Origin of the sequence: Sphingomonas sp. Sphisp66, assembly GCF_047324325.1 — a bacterium.
Classification (GTDB): Bacteria; Pseudomonadota; Alphaproteobacteria; order Sphingomonadales; family Sphingomonadaceae; genus Sphingomonas.
On sequence record NZ_CP168508.1, the window covers coordinates 677,316 to 693,164 of the forward strand.

Sequence of the window (15,849 nt, forward strand, 5' to 3'; positions counted from 1 at the left end):
ATGGCCGGGGTGACGATAATATGGGGCATGCAAAAAGGGCCCGACGTTTCCGCCGGGCCCCTCTCTGCCTGCGTGGCAAGCTCCGTTAGCGGCAGCGCACGTCGCCGCGGTCGATCGACGAGCCGAGCGCCGCACCCGCGGCCGCGCCGAGCAGCGTGCCGAGCGTGGCGTTGCGGCCGTTCGACAGCGAATTGCCGAGCAGGCCGCCGGCGACGCCGCCCACGATCAGGCCGGTCGTGCCGTCCGAGCGGCGGCAATAATAGCGGCCGTCATTGCCGCGATAGATGCGGTCGTTCCGGCTCAGGCGGCGCTCGCGATAATAGCGGCCGTCGCGATAATAGTCGCTCGGGTTGTAGTAGCGCTCGCCCGGGGGCAGGCGGTTGTAATCATAGTTGCGATAGCGGCGATAATCGCGGCGCCACTGGCGGTCGTCGCGGCGCTGCGCCTGGTTGATGTCGCGGCGGCAATCGCGCAGCTCGCGGCGATACTCGCCCCGGCTGTCCGAATTGCGCAGATCGTGGCGGCAATCGGCGCGCGCCTCGCGTTCGTTCCAGCCCTGGGCGGCGGCCGGCGTCGCAAGGGCGGCGGCCGCCCCGGCGGCGGCGAAAAGGATACGCATGGAGTCTCTCCTTGTTTTCCCGAACAACCAACGTGTTAGGCGGAGAGGGGTTGCGTGAACGGGAAACTACGTCCCGTTCACGCAGGAGCCATGCGTCAGATGCGGGTTTCGCCGGGATAGGCGAAGAGCAGGTCGCTGCCCGTCTCTGCATGCAGCTCGGCGTTGCCTTCGAGCGTCAGGCACTCGCCGGCCTGGAAGGGGACGCCGTCGACCACGCCTTCGCCGCGCAGCGGGATCAGCCAGCCGGTGACGCCCTCGGGCAGGGTCAGGTTGCGCTTGCCGCCTTCCCAGCGCTCGAGCACGAACTTCGGGCCTTCGACCAGGATCACCCGGTCCTCGGCGACGCGGCCGGGCATCGGGTGCGGCTGGTACGGCACCGGCTCGGACACGGCGATGCCGGCATCGAGGTGCAGCTCGCGCGGGCGGCCATAGTCATAGAGGCGATAGGTGGTCTCGCTGTTCTGCTGCACTTCGACCAGCGTGATGCCCGCGCCGATCGCGTGGATCGTGCCCGAGCCCGAATAGAAGAAGTCGCCGGCCTTGACCGGCTTCCAGTCGAGCAGATGCTCGATCGAGCCGTCGAGCGCGGCCTGCTTGAGCGTCTCGCGGTCGGTGGGTTCCTTGGTGCCCAGCGCGATCGTCGAATCGGGCTCGGCCGCCAGGATCACCCAGCATTCGTCCTTGCCGCGCGGCAGGCCGGCGGCATGGGCCTGCTCGTCGGTCGGGTGGACCTGTACCGACAGCTTCTCGCTGGTGAACAGGTATTTGATGAGGAGGTCGGGCGCGGCGTTGCCCGGCGTCTGGAACCAGATCTCGCCCACCGGCTCGCCATCCGCGGCGGGATCGGCAAAGCCGGGCCACAGGGTGTGGCGGCCCCAGGGCTTCTCGACGCGGTGGGTAGCAAGCAGGGTAGCGGTCACAAAATACCTCGTGAAAACTGTTCGGGGGTGAAACGCGCATGCCCCCTCGGGGCTCCCGCCGCAATTGCTGATTGGGGGTGCTTGCGGCTCTGACACAATCACGCCGCGAAAAGGATTGTTTGAAGCCACGGGACCGCGCTAAGACCCCCGCCCATGCGTACTTCCACCACTCGCGCGCTTGCGCTCTCCCTGCTTCCGGTTCTCGCGCTCTCGATGGCCGGTTGCGCCAAGAAGAGTGGCGGCAAGGACCTTCCCTATGTCGCGCGCGACGTCGGCACGCTCTATTCCACCGCCAAGCAGAAGCTCGACCAGCACCAGTACAAGCTGGCTGCGGCGCTGTTCGACGAAGTCGAGCGCCAGCACCCCTATTCGGTCTGGGCGCGCCGCGCGCAGCTGATGGGCGCGTTCAGCTATTATCTGAACCGCGACTACACCGAATCCATCTCGTCGGCGCAGCGCTTCCTGGCGGTGCACCCGGGCAACCGCGACGCGCCCTACGCTTACTATCTGATCGGCCTGAGCTATTACGAGCAGATCAGCGACGTGCAGCGCGACCAGAAGATCACCCAGCAGGCACTCGATTCGCTGGGCGAGCTGACCCGCCGCTATCCGAACACCAAGTACGCCGCCGATGCGCGCCTGAAGATCGACCTTGTCCGCGACCACCTCGCCGGCAAGGAAATGGAGATCGGCCGTTTCTACGAGACGCGCGGCCAGTGGCTCGCCGCCACGCTGCGCTTCCGCACCGTGGTCGACCAGTATCAGACCACCACGCACGTGCCCGAGGCGCTGATGCGCCTGACCGAGGCCTATCTCGCGCTCGGCGTGCCCGAGGAAGCGAACAAGGCCGCGGCCGTGCTCGGCACCAACTATCCGGGCACCGACTGGTACAGCCACGCCTACAAGCTGATGCAGGAAAACCAGGGCAAGCTGCAGGAGGCCCGGGCGACGACCAAGCCTGCGGGATGATGCTCGGGGCTTTCGTTCCCGTTAAGTTCCTGCGATAGAGGCGGCGCATGCTGACCGCGCTGGCCATACGCGACGTCGTCCTGATCGAGGCGCTGGACCTGGAGTTCGGCGCCGGCCTGGGCGTGCTCACCGGCGAGACCGGGGCGGGCAAGTCGATCCTGCTCGACGCGCTGGGCCTGGCGCTCGGCGCGCGCGGCGAGACCGGGCTCGTGCGGAACGGCGCGGCGCAGGCGGTGGTGACCGCCAGCTTCGAGCCGCCGGCGCGGGGCGGCGAGATCGCCAACATCTTCCACCAGAACGGGCTGGAGCTGGAGCCGGGCGAACCGCTGATCGTGCGGCGCATCGTCAAGGCCGATGGCGGCAGCCGCGCCTTCCTCAACGACCAGCCTGCCTCTGCCGGGCTGCTGCGCGAGCTGGCGCCACATCTCGTCGAGATCCATGGCCAGCATGACGATCGCGGCATGCTCAACGCGCGGGGGCACCGGGCGCTGCTCGACGCGTTCGGGCGGTGCGATCCGGGGCCGGTGGCGATCGCGCACAAGGCCTGGCGCGATGCCGAGGCGGCACTGGCGGTGGCGCGGGCCGAGCAGGACGTCGCCGAGCGCGACCGCGAATGGCTCGAACATGCCGTGGCCGAGTTGCGTGCGCTCGCGCCCGAGACCGGAGAGGAAGAGGCGCTGGCCGAGCGGCGGGCGAGCATGCAGCGCGGCGAGAAGATCGCCGGCGAGCTGCAGGGCATCGCCGAGCTGCTCGACGGATCGGAGGGCGGGCTGAGCCAGCTCCGCCAGGCCGCGCGGGTGCTCGAGCGGATCGCCGAGGATCATGCGGCGCTGGGCGAAGCGCTCGCCGCGATCGACCGCGCGATCACCGAGGCGGCGGAGGCACAGGACAAGGTCGACAGCGCCGCCGAGGCGCTCGCCTTCGATCCCGCCGCGCTGGAGGCGGACGAGGCACGGCTGTTCGAGCTGCGCGGCATCGCCCGCAAGCACCGGGTCCAGCCCGACGAGCTGCCGGCGCTGCTCGAGGAACTGGCCGGCCGATTGGAACGCGTCGAGAGCGGCGGCGCCGGGATCGCCAGGCTTGAGACGGTGGTGCGCGAGACGCATGCCGCCTATGCCGATGCCGCGAAGACGCTTTCCGCCAATCGCACGCTGGCGGCGGCACGGCTCGATGCCGCCGTGGCGACCGAATTGAAGCCCTTGAAGCTCGATGCGGCGCGTTTCCGTACCGTAGTCGAGCCACAGCAAGAGGCGAACTGGTCGAGCTTCGGCATGGACCGGGTCGAGTTCGAAGTCTCGACCAACCCCGGCGCGCCGTTCGCGCCTTTGGTCAAGATCGCCTCGGGCGGTGAGCTGTCGCGCTTCATCCTGGCGATGAAGGTGGCGCTGGCCGAAGAGGGCGGGGCGCGGACCTTGATCTTCGACGAGATCGATCGCGGCGTCGGCGGCGCGGTGGCGAGTGCGATCGGCGAGCGGCTCGCCCGGCTGGCCGACACCGCCCAGCTGCTGGTGGTGACGCACAGCCCGCAGGTCGCGGCGCGCGGCGCCCAGCATCTGCTGATCGCCAAGAGCCATGACGGGACGGTCACCCGCACCGGCGTCACCCCGCTCGACGCCGCCCAGCGCCGCGAGGAGATCGCGCGCATGCTCTCGGGCGCCGAGATCACCGACGAGGCGCGTGCCCAGGCGGAACGGCTGATCGCGGCGTAATCTTCTCCCTCTCACCGCTTGCGGGGAGAGGAGGGCAGGGGAGAGGGGGAGTGCGGGGTGTTATATGCCCCTCTCCCCTGAAGGGGAGAAGTCACCCGATCAGCTTTCCCAGCGCCTCCAGATATTCCGCGAACGCCTTGCGCCCCTTCGCGGTGATCCGCGCGCGGGTCAGCGGCTTGCGGCCCATGAAGCTCTTCTCGATCTCGACATAGCCGGCGTCCTCCAGCTTGCGGAGGTGAACCGAGAGGTTGCCCTGTGTCGCCTGGAGCAGCGCCTTGAGCTCGTTGAACTCCGCCGCCTCGGCATCGACCAGATAGGCCATGATCCCCAGGCGCATGCGCCCGTGGATCACGTCGTCGATCTTGCCGATGTCGAACTGGCTCATGGAAGTCAGGCGGTCTCGCGCTGGCCGGCGCGCATGAGGAAATAGCCGGGCAGGGCGAGCAGCCCCAGCATCGCCGCGCCCAGGATCAGCAGGAACAGCGGGATCGGCCCGCCCATGCCGAGCAGTCCGGCCAGCGCCAGCGAGCAGAGGAACCAGCCCGCCGAGACCAGCCCGTACCAGCCGCGCCGCCGCACCGCATGGGCGATGTACCAGATCGTGCCCTGCACCACGCAGATCATGATCGGGTGGAGCAGCCAGGTCCCCATGTTCTGGGTGCGGAAGGCGAGGAAGCCGAAGATCAGCGCGGTGCTCAGCGCCGCCAGCCCGCCGCCGCCGAACGCCGCGTTGATCGCACGGGTGCCGACGCTGTGCTTGCTCATCCCCTTGTCGCGCACCGTGATGCGGATGATCGCGACGAGGAAGATCACCGTCGGCAGGATCCCCACCACCAGGTGCACCGCGACGGGCACCGGCACGCCGGTGGAGAGCCAGGACTGGATCAGGCACTGCACGCCGTAACAGGCGCCGGCCCAGAGCAGCGCCTGTCCCAGCGAATCCTGGACCTGCCCGCTCTCGCTCATGAGCGCGCGGACGAATGCCAGGTCGTCGCGCGCGCTCTCGGTCGGGTCCTTCATGCCGCCTGCATCTCCATTCCGCCCCTGGCCGCGCGCCAGGGAAGCTTGCGCCCGTTCAGCCACTTGCCGATCCAGCTGTGCCGCACAAGCAGGTGATAGCTGGCGAGGAGGATAAGGAAAGCGCCGCCGGTGACGAGGGTCAGTTTCACGAAGGCGGGCGCCTGGACCGGATAGACCAGCACCTGCAGCGCCATCACCACCGGCAGGTGGACGAGATAGATCCAGTAGCTGGCATCGGCGACATAGCGGATGGCGGGGCGCTCACGGGTGAGGAAGCGCAGCGCGGCGCCGGTCAGGCCCAATGTCCAGCTCCACACCGCCAGCGCATAGGTGCAGGCAAGCGCGGTCTTGGCGCCGCCCTCGGCGATCGGAACGACGAAGCTGATCCCGCCGAGCTGCCACAGGCACGCAACGGTGAGCGCCAGCGCGGCGACCAGGTGCACCGGGAACCAGCGGCGGATGTCGCCGAGCAGGTCCTGCTGGCGATGGAGCAGCCAGCCGAACGCGAACGCGGTGCCGAAGCCGATCAGCGCCGCGCTGTTGGGCAGGAAGCCCTTGTCCGGTGTCGGGATGCCGCCCCAGGGGAACCACAGGGGCTGCATCGACAACGCGATGGCGAGCGGGGCGGCGAGCGCCACCGCGGCGAACGGCGTGGCGGTCAGCAGCCGCATCGCCCCGTCGGCGGGCTCGCCGACGCGGTCGACCAGCCGGCCCAGCGCCCGCAGCGCCAGCGCGCCCGCGTAGAACAGCAGCAGCAGGTACAGGAACCACAAATGGGTCAGCGGGAAGGTCTGCGCCGTCATCGGCGGGGGCGGCGCCTGGTTGGCCGGCGGGGTGCCGCCGTTCATCACCACCGCACCCCAGATGAAGCAGGCGACGATCCCGAACATCGCGATCGGCCAGAAGGCGAGCAGCGGCAGGCCGATCCGCGCCAGCCGGTTGCGGACGAAGCCGCCGGTGCCGCGCCGCTCGAGCAGCATCCGCCCGAAAAAGCCCGCGATCAGGAAGAAGGCGGCCATGCGGAAGATATGGGCGACGAAGAAGAAGTCGAGCACGCCGCCGCTCTCGACGTCGCGCACCACCCAGATCTGGGGACCGGGAAGAAAGGAGAGCGAGGCGTGAAAGGCGACGCCGAGCAGCAGCGCGCCGGCGCGGACGGCATCGAGCGCATGGAGCCGCTCGGGGGCCTGAACCTGGTCTGTGGTCATGGCGAATCTCCTCGGGCGACGTCCGCCCGCGAATCGCTGGATACGTGAACTAGTTTGTAATGTAAACTTGTTGGCATGATCTCGATTTGTGCGGGAGGACATGCCTTCACGGAAACGGTGGAAGATCAGCGGACTGGAAGGGCGGCGCTCAGGCGGTGACGGCGCCACCGGGCGGTGTGGCGCGGCGTCCGGCGATCCAGCCGGCATAGCCGATTCCCGCGCCGATCAGCCCGGCGGCGAAGGCGAACGGCATCACGGGCAGTTGCGCGAACTGGGCGAATATCTGCCGCCAGGCCGGAAGCGGGCCGAGGAACTGGAACAGCAGCGCCCCCAACACGACCACCGCGCCGGCGAGGAAGAAGGGGCGGCCATGGCGTCCGCTGTGCAGGGCGAGGACGAAGGCGATCGCCGCGGTGAGCGCATTGGCAAGCTGGAAACCGATGCCGAGCTTCCAGAAATCCTCGGGCCCATTGATCGCGAGCGGCGGCAGGATCGGCATGAGCCGGCCCAGGATAGGGGGCAGCAGGAAGATCACCGTCGCCAGCATGTAGCGGGCATGGAGCTGGACCTGCCGCCGCGTGCGCAACGCCGAATAATAGCACCAGGCAAAGGCCGCGACCGAGACGACGTCGATCCAGGCCAGGCCCGGGGCGAACAGCGGATAGAAGGGCGACGGCGCCTCGACGAAGCGCTGGGCCATGCCGAGGAAGATCATCGATCCGCCGGCCAGGAACAGCGGGAACAGCACCAGGCTCGACGTGCCGAGCGTCCGGTGCAGGCCATTGTTGCCGGCATGGATCGTCCAGTTCTGCGCAATGAGGAGCAGCAGCCACAAGGTCGCGGTCACGCCATGCGCGTGCATCTGCAGTGGTGCGGTGCCGATCGTGGCGAGATAGCCGGGCCAGAAGGCCAGCGCGGCCAGCGGGAAGATCGCGAGCAGGAACCAATGGGCGTGACGATATGGCATGCGACTGATCCCCCGCATTCACCTGCAGAATATCGCAGGTATGGAGGCAGTCAATGCGGTGGCGTCAGCCCCGGGCGAGCGCGCGCATCAGGTCGTTGCGGATCTCGTCCTGCCTGTCGCGGATCATGCCGGGGATCAGCACGGCGTCGATCAGCAGCCAGACGAAGCCGATCAGGACGAAATAGGACAGGATCTGCAGGATCGCCGACACCGGCTTGCCGAGGTAGAAACGGTGCGCGCTGACGAACCAGAGGAAGAACCAGAACAGATAGGCCACCGCGATGCTCGGCCCGTCATTAGTCACGCGCTGTTCGACCAGCGTCATTTCGGCAATAGAGAGCGCCATCTGGTTCCTCTTGGTTTCGCGTCGGAATCTAGAGGCGGCCACCGGCGCGTCAATCGCCTTGCCGCGGCACGGCCGGCCAATCCGCACCGCTTCGGTCCGTCGCGCCGCTGACTCCTTCTCTCGAAGATGAACGGAACTCCGCGCCCCGCGACAGCCTGCGACACAAAAGCACGGGTCCGGGGACAAGGCTGCGACAGGCCATCCCCATAACGGTGTCAGGCCGCAGGGACGGCCAGGATTTCGAAGAGGAGCGTAGACATGAAGAAGTTCACCCTGATGCTCGCCGGCCTTGGCATCGCCGTCTCGGCCGTTCCGATGACAGCCGCGATGGCCGCGCCGCACCCGGCGCCTACCTTCCAGGCATGGCAGTCGATCAACGCCCGCCAGGCCAATCTCGATCGCCGGATCGATCAGGGCGTCCGCTCGGGCGCGCTGACCCGGGGCGAGGCCGCCCGGCTCCGCGCCGACCTCAACGGCCTGGCGCGGCTCGAGGCCCAGTATCGCCGCTCGCGTCCGGGCCTGACGCTCGCCGAGCGCCGTGACCTCGATCGTCGCTTCGATGCGCTGTCGGCACGCGTCCGCATCGAGAAGCACGACCGCAACGATCGCCCCGGCCGTCCCGGCCGCTGGTAAAGGCTGACGGGTTCCCTTTTGCCCCCTTGGGGAACCTGACCAGGACGGGCTCCGCCGCAAGGCGGGGCCCGTCGCTGTTTTTGGGGGCTTTTCCTTCTTTTTCCCCGGCGAAGGCCGAGGCCCAGACTAAGCGTGCGCGCCGCAGGCGCGCCAAGGCACGCGACTTTCAAGAACTGGGCCTCGGCCTTCGCCGGGGAAAAAGGGTGAGAGGCTAGCCTCTCACCGCAGCGGCTTGCCGCTGTCCTTCCACTTGTCGAGAATCTGCGATTCGCCCTGGTCCATCGGCGAGGCGCTCGCCGCCGGCTTCGGTGCGACATAGCCGCCGATCGGCGTGCCGCTCTGGACATAGGCCGGCTGGATGTTCTCGCGCGGCGTGGCGACGGCGGGGACGGCCTTGCCCGGCATGGCCACCGTCGGCACCGCCGCCGCCGCCACCACCGGCACCAGGTCCACCCGGGCGTGCGGCTCGGGCAGCGGCTCGCCGCCGCGATAGGCCTGGCGGAAGGCATTGGCGGTGCCCCACCAGCCCTTCCAGCGATGGAAGAAATGCGCGCCGAACACGCCGGTCATCACCAGGCTGCGGTTCCAGGTCGGGGTGACGGCATAGGTGTGGTAGTGCGTCGCCATCCCCACCGGCGCGAACACCTGGCCGGCCAGCGCGGCGGCGGCGACGCGGCCGGCGCGGTCCCAGGCCGAACGGGCCGGCTGGCGCGCCATCGCGCCGTCACAGGCGAAGCTGAACTGGCAGCCGCGCTTCTCCGATCCCTGGAACACCACGCCGCACACGGTGGCGGGGAAGGCGGGATGGCGCACGCGGTTGAGGATCACCTGCGCCACCGCGCGCTGGCCGTCGCTCGGCTCGTTCGCCGCTTCGTAATAGATGGCGGTGGTCAGGCACTGGAGCGCCCGCGTCTTGTCGAGCCCGCTCCCCGCCAGGTGGAAGGGCAGCGCCGGCTGGATCGATCCGTCCACGGCATTGTCCACCGCGTCGGCCGGGATCGGCATGTCGGGCAGCGCAGTCGTGCCGGTCGTGCCCGCGCCCACCGCAGCATCGTCGTCCACTGCATAGTAAAGCGCGGCGCCGGGGAAATGGTCCTCGGCCTCATAGCCGACCGCGACGGGTTTCGGCTCGGCCTTGCGCGGCTGGGCAGGGGCGAGCGCCTGGGCGGAGAAGCCGGCGCCGACCAGCGACGCGACGATCGCCGCCGCGAACCCGCGCGCCTGCATCTTCGAGAAACGCCGCCAGAACAAAGTTACGCTTACCCCGCTCGAGCTTCTTGCCCGGGCGCGGCATAGCCGATTTCAGGAGCCCCCGCGCCCCCGGATTCCACCGCGTCCCACGGCGAAACACTTGATGGTTAAGGTAATTTTTAGATCTGGGCGTGCCGGGGCCTGTTCACCAATCCTCCCCCGCCAGGGGGAGGTGGCGCGCGTAGCGCGACGGAGGGGGAGGTAAGCTAGTCGATAGTTGGGTGCTTACCTCCCCTCCGTCAGCCTGGCTGACACCTCCCCCTGGCGGGGGAGGATTAAGAGCGAAGGCGGCGCTCCCGAGTAGGGCGCGCCCTAATGCCCGCCGCCCGCCATTTTCGGGAAGAGCAGCAGGATCACCACCAGGTTCACCGCCATGCCGGCGATCAGCAGCGGCTCGACCGGCCGGCTCGGCACCAGATAGGAGGCGAGCGCGACCGAGAAGACGCCGAACGCATAGGCATTGGCGGCGACTAGGGCTGCCGTCGCGCCCTTGTTCGGGATCAGCGCGGCAAGCACCATCGCCGCGCCGACGGCGAGGTCGGGCACCTTGAACAGCGTGCTGACCATGTGCCCGTCGAGCACGCGCCAGGCGGTGAAGCCGCCGACGATCAGCGAAAGCAGGCGAAGCGCCAGCAGCATCGGATTCCCCTCTTGTCCCGGATCAGTCCCGCGCGCCGTGATAGGCGGCGCGGAAGCCATTGGCGAATTCGGTCAGCCGGCCCGCCGCGATCGCGTCGCGCAGGTCCTGCATCAGCACCTGGTAGAACCAGATATTATGCTCGGTCATCAGCATCGCGCCCAGGATCTCGCCGGCGCGGACGAGATGGTGGAGATAGGCGCGGCTCCAGTTGGCGCAGGTCGGGCAGGGGCATGCGGGATCGAGCGGGCCCTGGTCCTCGGCGAACTTGGCGTTGCGGATGTTGATCGGGCCGGTCCGCGTGAAGGCCTGGCCGGTGCGGCCGCTGCGGGTGGGCAGCACGCAATCGAACATGTCGATCCCGCGCTCGACTGCGCCGACGATGTCGTCGGGCTTGCCCACGCCCATCAGGTAGCGCGGCTTGGCAGCGTCGAGCTGACCGGGGGCGAAGTCGAGCACGCCGAACATCGCTTCCTGGCCTTCGCCGACCGCGAGGCCGCCCACCGCATAGCCGTCGAACCCGACATCAAGCAGCGCGTCGGCCGAGGCCTTGCGCAGTCCCTCGTCGAGCGCACCCTGCTGGATGCCGAAGATCGCATTGTGCGCGGCATGTTCTTCGGCGGCGAAGAAGGCGTCGCGGCTGCGCTTCGCCCAGCGCATCGATCGTTCCATCGCTGCGGCCTGCACCTCGCGGGTCGAGGTGGTCGGGACCAGTTCGTCGAACGCCATGGTGATCGAGCTGCCGAGCAGCCGCTGGATCTCGATCGAGCGCTCGGGGCTCAGCATGTGGCGCGAGCCGTCGAGATGCGACTTGAAGGCGACGCCCTCTTCGCTGCGCGTCGTCAGGTCGGACAGGCTCATCACCTGATAGCCGCCCGAATCGGTGAGGATCGGCCGGTCCCAGCCCATGAACTTGTGCAGCCCGCCGAGCCGCGCGACGCGTTCGGCGCCGGGGCGCAGCATCAGGTGATAGGTGTTGCCGAGGATGATGTCGGCGCCCGCGGCGCGGACGTCCTGCGGCTTCATCGCCTTGACGGTGGCAGCGGTGCCCACCGGCATGAAGGCGGGCGTGCGGATCTCGCCACGCTGCATGGCGATGGTGCCAAGGCGCGCCTTGGCGTCGGTGGCGTGGATGGTGAACTCGAAACGGGGCATGGGAGTTGCCTTGGCGCGAGAGAGGCGCGAAGTCCACTCTCCCCCTCCCATTGGGAGACGGCAATCAGGATACGGCATGCCGAACGACACCACTGACAAGCTGCGCGAAATGGCCGCCAATCGCGGCCTCAAGCTCGTCGCCTCGCGCCGTCGCAAGCCGGGCGGGGACTTCGGCAGATACGGCCTGAAGGATGCGGGCGGGGAGCCGGTGTTCGGGATCGACAGGGACGAACTCGCCGCCGGCCCGGACGAGATCGAGGACTATCTGCGCGGTGCCACCAGCAATGCCTGGAGCAAGTCCGCCGGCTCGGCAAAACCGCGGTCCAGGCCGAAGCCGGCTCCCGCGCCGAAGCCCAGGCCGAAACCGCGCTTCAAGCCCAGGGTCGCCAACCTGCTCGACAAGCTGCCCGCAGCGAAGCGCGCCGAGGCGTTCACCGAGCTGCTCAAGCGCCCGGGCATCCGCATCGAGCGCATCGTCTCGCGGGGCCAGTCGACGCCCGAGGACGAACCGATGGTGCAGGACTGGGACGAGTGGGTGCTGCTCCTGGAAGGCGCCGCCGGCATCCGGATCGAGGATTCGGCCGTGATCGAGCTGGCGCCGGGCGATCATCTGCTGGTCGAGAGGGGCCAGAAGCACTGGGTGACCTGGACGGCGAAGGATCGCGCTACGGTGTGGCTGGCTGTGCATCTCGGCTGAGATCGAGCGACCAGGTCTCGCCCATGATTGGCTCGCCGAACCGGTCATGTTCCTCGGTGCCGACCAGTTTGAAGCCATGGGCGGCGTAGATCCGCCGTGCACTCGTCAGGATCGTGTGCGTCCACAAGTCCAGTCGATGATAGCCCGCCTCCCGCGCGAACGCGATGCAGCGCTGGACCAGTGCCTCGCCGATGCCGAGGCCGCGGGCCCAGGACTCGACATAGAGCAGGCGCAGCTTGGCGACGCCCTCGCCGCCATCGGCGAGCATCACCGATCCGAGCATCTCGCCGCCGCGCTCGGCGACCCAGCATTGCTCGCGCCCCGGCTGGAAGTCGCGGAGGAAGCCGGTGGTGACGTCGTTGAGCAGCAGCTCCATCGGCCGCTCCCAGCCATAATGCTCGGCATAGAGGACTGCCTGGCGGCTCGCGATCGCACCCATGTCGCCAGGGCGGAGCGTTCGGATCGTCCAGGCACCGGCGCCGCCTTCGATCAGCGCGCGCGCCACCGCGAGATGATGGCCGAGCAGCGCGCCACCGCCCGGGCCCAGCGATTCGAGCTGGCGACGGCTGTGCGACCGCGTTGCCTCGTCGAGTGCGTCGAATACCGTCTGTCCGGCGGGCAGCAGCGCGATCGGGCGCTGGCGGGCGTCCTCGGCGCTGCGTTCTCGTGCGACCCAGCCGCGCTCCTCGAAGCGCTTGACCGCCCGGCTGACATAGCCGGCGTCCAGTCCCAGTATCTCCTGAAGTTCGCTCGCCAGCACGGGCTGGCGCCGGGCGATCTCGTAGAGCAGCCGCGCTTCGGCGACGCCCATTTCCGTGTCCATATAGTGCGGAGCGAGCACCGCGGCGAAGCGGGTATGGGCCCGGTTGAACGCGCGGAATTGATCGACGGCATGTTCCATGGGCAGGAAGGTGCACCGATATAGTTGATTGAGTCAAGTATATCGGTGCGAAAAGGCATCGGCCGGCGCCACCTTGGCGAACTTAGGGGACCAGAGTGGTGAAGACGAACACCCCGAAGATGACGAGGTGGACCACGCCCTGCAGCACCGTCGTCCGCGCCGTGGCGAGCGACTGGGTGGTGACCAGCAGGGTCAGCGAGAGCAGCACGATGCCCTTCGAATCGAGGCCGAGTGCGAGCGGCAGGCCCTGGCTCAGCGACAGCATCGCCACCGCCGGGATGGTCAGGCCGATCGTCGCCAGCGCCGAGCCGAGCGCAAGGTTGAGGCTGGTCTGCAGCCGGTTGGCCATCGCCGCGCGCACCGCCGCGACGCTCTCGGGCAGCAGCACCAGCGCTGCGATCACCACGCCGACCACCGCATGCGGCGCGCCCGCCGCGGCGACGCCGTCCTCGATCGACGGCGCCAGCGCCTTGGCGAGCAGCACCACTTCGATCAGGCAGGCAACAAGCAGCACGCCGGAGATCAGCGTTTGGCGGTTGGTCGGTGGCGGGGCATGCTCCTCCTCCGCGGCCTCTCCGCCCGGCGGAAGGAAATAGCCGCGGTGCCGCACCGTCTGGACCATCACGAAGGTGAGGTAGAGCAGCAGCGACACGATCGCGACGAAGGCGAGCTGCGAGGGCGCGTAATAGGGGCCGCGCTCGGCGGCGGCGAAATTGGGCAGGACCAGCGTCAGCACGGTCAGCGTGCAGAGGGTGGCGAGCGAGGCGCTGACGCCGACCTGCTGGAAGCTCTGCTCGCGGTGGCGCAGCGCACCGAGCAGGATGAAGGCGCCGAGCAGCCCGTTGAGGATGATCATCACCGCCGAGAAGACCGTGTCGCGCGCCAGCGTCTCGGCGCCGGCCTTGCCCTGCAGCATCAGGGTGAGGATCAGCCCGACCTCGATCACCGTGACGGCGAGCGCGAGCAGGAAGGTGCCGAAGGGCTCGCCTACCTTGTGCGCGATCAGCTCGGCATGATGGACCGCGGCCAGCACGGTGACGATCAGCACGATGCCGAGCAGCAGCGCCGGGATGGAGGCCGTGCCCCCGAGCAACAGGCTGGCCGCGCCCGCAAAGGGGGGAAGCCAGATCCAGGTCCAACGCAATCGCTCCATGCCCGTCACTCTACAGGTCGGGCAGGCGAGTTCAACGACCAGCTGGACCGGTTCGGGCCTCAGCGATGCGCGGCGACATATTCGATGATGTCCTGTGGGGTGCGGAACATCACATCGGGCTGCATCGTGGCAAGCAGTTCCTCGGCGGCATAGCCCCAGAGCACCGAGCCGGCGCGCATGCCCACCTCGCGCGCCGCATCGACGTCGCGGGTCTCGTCGCCGATCGCCAGCACCTCATGCGGCTTCACGCCCATCTTCCGGAGCACGCGGCGGAACTTGGGCGCCTTGCCGAACAGCGAGGAGCCGCAGGCGAAGCAGTCGATCCGTGCGGCGTGCACCGGGCCGAGGATCTTGCGGGCATTGTCCTCCGCGTTGGAGGTGACCAGCGCGATCTTCACGCCGGTCGCGGCGATCTGCTCGAGCAGGTCGGGCGTGCCGGGAAACAGCTCGATCTGGTGCGCGTTGCGGCCGACCAGCCGGCGCACATGGCGGGCGATCAGCGGCAGCTTCCACTTGGAGATGCCGAGGAACTCGATCACGTCGCGCGAGCTCTTGTTGCGCAGCATGTCCACCTCGCCCGGCTGGACGGTGCGGAATCGGAACTTGCGCGCCAGCTCGTCAACGACCGACAGGAACCAGTCGCCGCTGTCGCTGAGCGTGCCGTCGAAATCGAAGATGACCAGGCGGATGGGCGCCGCGTCAGTCATGCGCGTGTCCATTCCCATGCATCCGACATTCGGCCCCGTCCCCCAATTCGATCTGAACGGTCGTATGATCGATCCTGAAGTCGTGCGCTAGCCGATGTTGCAGCGCGATGAGGAAAGCATCGCCGGGATGCCCGTCCGGCATGATCAGGTGCGCGGTAAGCGCGGCCTCGGTCGTGCTCATCGGCCAGATGTGGAGATCGTGCACGCGGGTCACGCCGGGTAGTGCTGCGAGCGCGGCTTCCACCGCCTGCGAATCGATTCCCTTCGGCACGGCCTGCAGCGCCATGGTGAGCGATTCGGTGAACAGGCCCCAGCTGCTCCACAGGATCACGCCGACGATGACCAGGCTGATCACCGGATCGATCCAGTCGGCACCGGTGAACAGGATCAGTGCGCCGCCGATCACGACCCCGGCGGAGACCGCGGCGTCGGCCGCCATGTGGAGATAGGCGCCGCGGATGTTGACGTCGCCCTTGCGCCCGCGGGCGAAGAGCAGGGCGGTCGACAAGTTGATGACGATGCCGGCGCCGGCGACCAGCATAACGGTCATGCCCGGCACGTCGCGCGGTTCGGACAGGCGCTGGATCGTCTCGAGCAGGATCGCGCCGACCGCGACGAACAACAGCACGGCATTGGCCAGAGCGGCGAGGATCGAGGAGCCGCGCAGGCCATAGGTGAAGCGCGGCGAGGCAGGGCGCTTGGCCAGCTCGGCACCGCCCCAGGCGATCAGCAGCCCGAGTACGTCGGACAGATTGTGCCCCGCGTCCGCCAGCAGCGCCATCGAATGGGTGAGGAAGCCCGCCGTGCCCTCCACCGCGACGAACGCCAGGTTCAGCGCGGTGCCAATGGCAAAGGCGCGCCCGAAGTCCGCGGGCGCGTGGCTGTGGCCGTGATGGCCGTGGCCATGGTGGCTGTGATTATGCTCGTGATGCGCGGCCATCGTTTCCGCTCTTAGCC

The 15,849-nt window shown here is 68.5% G+C and carries 18 protein-coding genes; 4 read left to right on the top strand and 14 right to left on the bottom strand.

Going from position 1 to position 15,849, the window contains the following annotated elements; translation table 11 throughout:
* Positions 1–85: 85 nt before the first annotated feature.
* The gene (locus ACEN8G_RS03270; protein ID WP_413740731.1) at positions 86–619 is read right to left on the bottom strand and encodes a glycine zipper 2TM domain-containing protein; all 534 of its coding nucleotides are present in this window, start codon (positions 617–619) and stop codon (positions 86–88) included.
* Positions 620–714: 95 nt separating this feature from the next.
* Positions 715–1,539 carry a phosphoheptose isomerase gene (locus ACEN8G_RS03275; RefSeq protein WP_413418548.1) on the bottom strand — a complete coding sequence of 275 codons (825 nt, stop codon included), beginning with the start codon at positions 1,537–1,539 and terminating at the stop codon, positions 715–717.
* Positions 1,540–1,692: 153 nt separating this feature from the next.
* On the opposite strand from ACEN8G_RS03275, the gene ACEN8G_RS03280 reads away from it, so the two are divergent.
* Together ACEN8G_RS03280 and recN are read left to right on the top strand one after the other, a co-directional pair.
* Complete coding sequence (locus tag ACEN8G_RS03280) at positions 1,693–2,508, top strand: outer membrane protein assembly factor BamD (RefSeq protein ID WP_307117956.1); 816 nt, start codon at positions 1,693–1,695, stop codon at positions 2,506–2,508.
* A 47-nt stretch (positions 2,509–2,555) separates the two neighbouring features.
* Complete coding sequence (gene recN / locus ACEN8G_RS03285; protein ID WP_413418550.1) at positions 2,556–4,217, top strand: DNA repair protein RecN; 1,662 nt, start codon at positions 2,556–2,558, stop codon at positions 4,215–4,217.
* Positions 4,218–4,308: 91 nt separating this feature from the next.
* Here the strand turns inward: recN and ACEN8G_RS03290 are convergent, their stop codons facing one another.
* The 5 genes from ACEN8G_RS03290 to ACEN8G_RS03310 all read right to left on the bottom strand — a co-directional run bounded on the left by ACEN8G_RS03290 (position 4,309) and on the right by ACEN8G_RS03310 (position 7,758).
* Complete coding sequence (locus tag ACEN8G_RS03290; RefSeq protein WP_307118018.1) at positions 4,309–4,602, bottom strand: winged helix-turn-helix domain-containing protein; 294 nt, start codon at positions 4,600–4,602, stop codon at positions 4,309–4,311.
* A gap of 5 nt (positions 4,603–4,607) precedes the next feature.
* Positions 4,608–5,237: a hypothetical protein gene (locus tag ACEN8G_RS03295; protein ID WP_413418552.1), complete on the bottom strand. Its 630-nt coding sequence runs from the start codon at positions 5,235–5,237 to the stop codon at positions 4,608–4,610.
* Complete coding sequence (locus tag ACEN8G_RS03300; protein ID WP_413740732.1) at positions 5,234–6,445, bottom strand: acyltransferase family protein; 1,212 nt, start codon at positions 6,443–6,445, stop codon at positions 5,234–5,236. Before ACEN8G_RS03300 ends, ACEN8G_RS03295 begins: the two co-directional genes overlap by 4 nt.
* A 148-nt stretch (positions 6,446–6,593) precedes the next feature.
* Complete coding sequence (locus tag ACEN8G_RS03305) at positions 6,594–7,412, bottom strand: hypothetical protein (protein WP_413418556.1); 819 nt, start codon at positions 7,410–7,412, stop codon at positions 6,594–6,596.
* A gap of 64 nt (positions 7,413–7,476) precedes the next feature.
* A complete protein-coding gene (locus ACEN8G_RS03310) occupies positions 7,477–7,758 on the bottom strand; it encodes a TM2 domain-containing protein (protein ID WP_413418558.1) in 282 nt (93 codons plus the stop codon).
* A 258-nt stretch (positions 7,759–8,016) separates the two neighbouring features.
* Between ACEN8G_RS03310 and ACEN8G_RS03315 the strand changes: the two genes are divergently transcribed.
* Positions 8,017–8,391, top strand: coding sequence for a hypothetical protein (locus tag ACEN8G_RS03315; protein WP_413418560.1), 375 nt, complete (start codon positions 8,017–8,019; stop codon positions 8,389–8,391).
* Between the two features lie 219 nt (positions 8,392–8,610).
* On the opposite strand, the gene ACEN8G_RS03320 is transcribed toward ACEN8G_RS03315, so the two are convergent.
* From ACEN8G_RS03320 to tgt, 3 genes are all read right to left on the bottom strand, one after another.
* Positions 8,611–9,642, bottom strand: a complete 1,032-nt coding sequence (locus ACEN8G_RS03320) for a cell wall hydrolase (RefSeq protein WP_413417895.1) — start codon at positions 9,640–9,642, stop codon at positions 8,611–8,613.
* A gap of 312 nt (positions 9,643–9,954) precedes the next feature.
* Complete coding sequence (locus ACEN8G_RS03325; protein ID WP_413417897.1) at positions 9,955–10,281, bottom strand: hypothetical protein; 327 nt, start codon at positions 10,279–10,281, stop codon at positions 9,955–9,957.
* 22 nt (positions 10,282–10,303) lie between these two features.
* Positions 10,304–11,434 carry a tRNA guanosine(34) transglycosylase Tgt gene (gene tgt, locus ACEN8G_RS03330; protein ID WP_413417899.1) on the bottom strand — a complete coding sequence of 377 codons (1,131 nt, stop codon included), beginning with the start codon at positions 11,432–11,434 and terminating at the stop codon, positions 10,304–10,306.
* 76 nt (positions 11,435–11,510) lie between these two features.
* Between tgt and ACEN8G_RS03335 the strand changes: the two genes are divergently transcribed.
* The gene (locus tag ACEN8G_RS03335; RefSeq protein ID WP_413417901.1) at positions 11,511–12,131 is read left to right on the top strand and encodes a hypothetical protein; all 621 of its coding nucleotides are present in this window, start codon (positions 11,511–11,513) and stop codon (positions 12,129–12,131) included.
* On the opposite strand, the gene ACEN8G_RS03340 is transcribed toward ACEN8G_RS03335, so the two are convergent.
* From ACEN8G_RS03340 to ACEN8G_RS03355, 4 genes are all read right to left on the bottom strand, one after another.
* Positions 12,100–13,032, bottom strand: coding sequence for a GNAT family N-acetyltransferase (locus ACEN8G_RS03340; protein ID WP_413417903.1), 933 nt, complete (start codon positions 13,030–13,032; stop codon positions 12,100–12,102). The two genes, ACEN8G_RS03335 and ACEN8G_RS03340, sit on opposite strands and share 32 nt — an antisense overlap.
* A gap of 82 nt (positions 13,033–13,114) precedes the next feature.
* The gene (locus ACEN8G_RS03345; protein WP_413417905.1) at positions 13,115–14,185 is read right to left on the bottom strand and encodes a calcium:proton antiporter; all 1,071 of its coding nucleotides are present in this window, start codon (positions 14,183–14,185) and stop codon (positions 13,115–13,117) included.
* A 59-nt stretch (positions 14,186–14,244) separates the two neighbouring features.
* The gene (locus ACEN8G_RS03350) at positions 14,245–14,892 is read right to left on the bottom strand and encodes an HAD hydrolase-like protein (RefSeq protein ID WP_413417907.1); all 648 of its coding nucleotides are present in this window, start codon (positions 14,890–14,892) and stop codon (positions 14,245–14,247) included.
* Positions 14,885–15,832, bottom strand: coding sequence for a cation diffusion facilitator family transporter (locus ACEN8G_RS03355; RefSeq protein WP_413417909.1), 948 nt, complete (start codon positions 15,830–15,832; stop codon positions 14,885–14,887). Before ACEN8G_RS03355 ends, ACEN8G_RS03350 begins: the two co-directional genes overlap by 8 nt.
* Positions 15,833–15,849: the final 17 nt, after the last annotated feature.

What these genes read in the sequence shown, in the direction of transcription:
- ACEN8G_RS03270 (WP_413740731.1), bottom strand. Translation starts at nt 619, where the DNA reads ATGCGTATCCTTTTCGCCGCCGCCGGGGCGGCCGCCGCCCTTGCGACG.
- ACEN8G_RS03280 (WP_307117956.1), top strand. Translation starts at nt 1,693, where the DNA reads ATGCGTACTTCCACCACTCGCGCGCTTGCGCTCTCCCTGCTTCCGGTT.
- recN (WP_413418550.1), top strand. Translation starts at nt 2,556, where the DNA reads ATGCTGACCGCGCTGGCCATACGCGACGTCGTCCTGATCGAGGCGCTG.
- ACEN8G_RS03290 (WP_307118018.1), bottom strand. Translation starts at nt 4,602, where the DNA reads ATGAGCCAGTTCGACATCGGCAAGATCGACGACGTGATCCACGGGCGC.
- ACEN8G_RS03295 (WP_413418552.1), bottom strand. Translation starts at nt 5,237, where the DNA reads ATGAAGGACCCGACCGAGAGCGCGCGCGACGACCTGGCATTCGTCCGC.
- ACEN8G_RS03300 (WP_413740732.1), bottom strand. Translation starts at nt 6,445, where the DNA reads ATGACCACAGACCAGGTTCAGGCCCCCGAGCGGCTCCATGCGCTCGAT.
- ACEN8G_RS03305 (WP_413418556.1), bottom strand. Translation starts at nt 7,412, where the DNA reads ATGCCATATCGTCACGCCCATTGGTTCCTGCTCGCGATCTTCCCGCTG.
- ACEN8G_RS03310 (WP_413418558.1), bottom strand. Translation starts at nt 7,758, where the DNA reads ATGGCGCTCTCTATTGCCGAAATGACGCTGGTCGAACAGCGCGTGACT.
- ACEN8G_RS03315 (WP_413418560.1), top strand. Translation starts at nt 8,017, where the DNA reads ATGAAGAAGTTCACCCTGATGCTCGCCGGCCTTGGCATCGCCGTCTCG.
- ACEN8G_RS03325 (WP_413417897.1), bottom strand. Translation starts at nt 10,281, where the DNA reads ATGCTGCTGGCGCTTCGCCTGCTTTCGCTGATCGTCGGCGGCTTCACC.
- tgt (WP_413417899.1), bottom strand. Translation starts at nt 11,434, where the DNA reads ATGCCCCGTTTCGAGTTCACCATCCACGCCACCGACGCCAAGGCGCGC.
- ACEN8G_RS03335 (WP_413417901.1), top strand. Translation starts at nt 11,511, where the DNA reads ATGCCGAACGACACCACTGACAAGCTGCGCGAAATGGCCGCCAATCGC.
- ACEN8G_RS03340 (WP_413417903.1), bottom strand. Translation starts at nt 13,032, where the DNA reads ATGGAACATGCCGTCGATCAATTCCGCGCGTTCAACCGGGCCCATACC.
- ACEN8G_RS03345 (WP_413417905.1), bottom strand. Translation starts at nt 14,185, where the DNA reads ATGGAGCGATTGCGTTGGACCTGGATCTGGCTTCCCCCCTTTGCGGGC.
- ACEN8G_RS03350 (WP_413417907.1), bottom strand. Translation starts at nt 14,892, where the DNA reads ATGACTGACGCGGCGCCCATCCGCCTGGTCATCTTCGATTTCGACGGC.
- ACEN8G_RS03355 (WP_413417909.1), bottom strand. Translation starts at nt 15,832, where the DNA reads ATGGCCGCGCATCACGAGCATAATCACAGCCACCATGGCCACGGCCAT.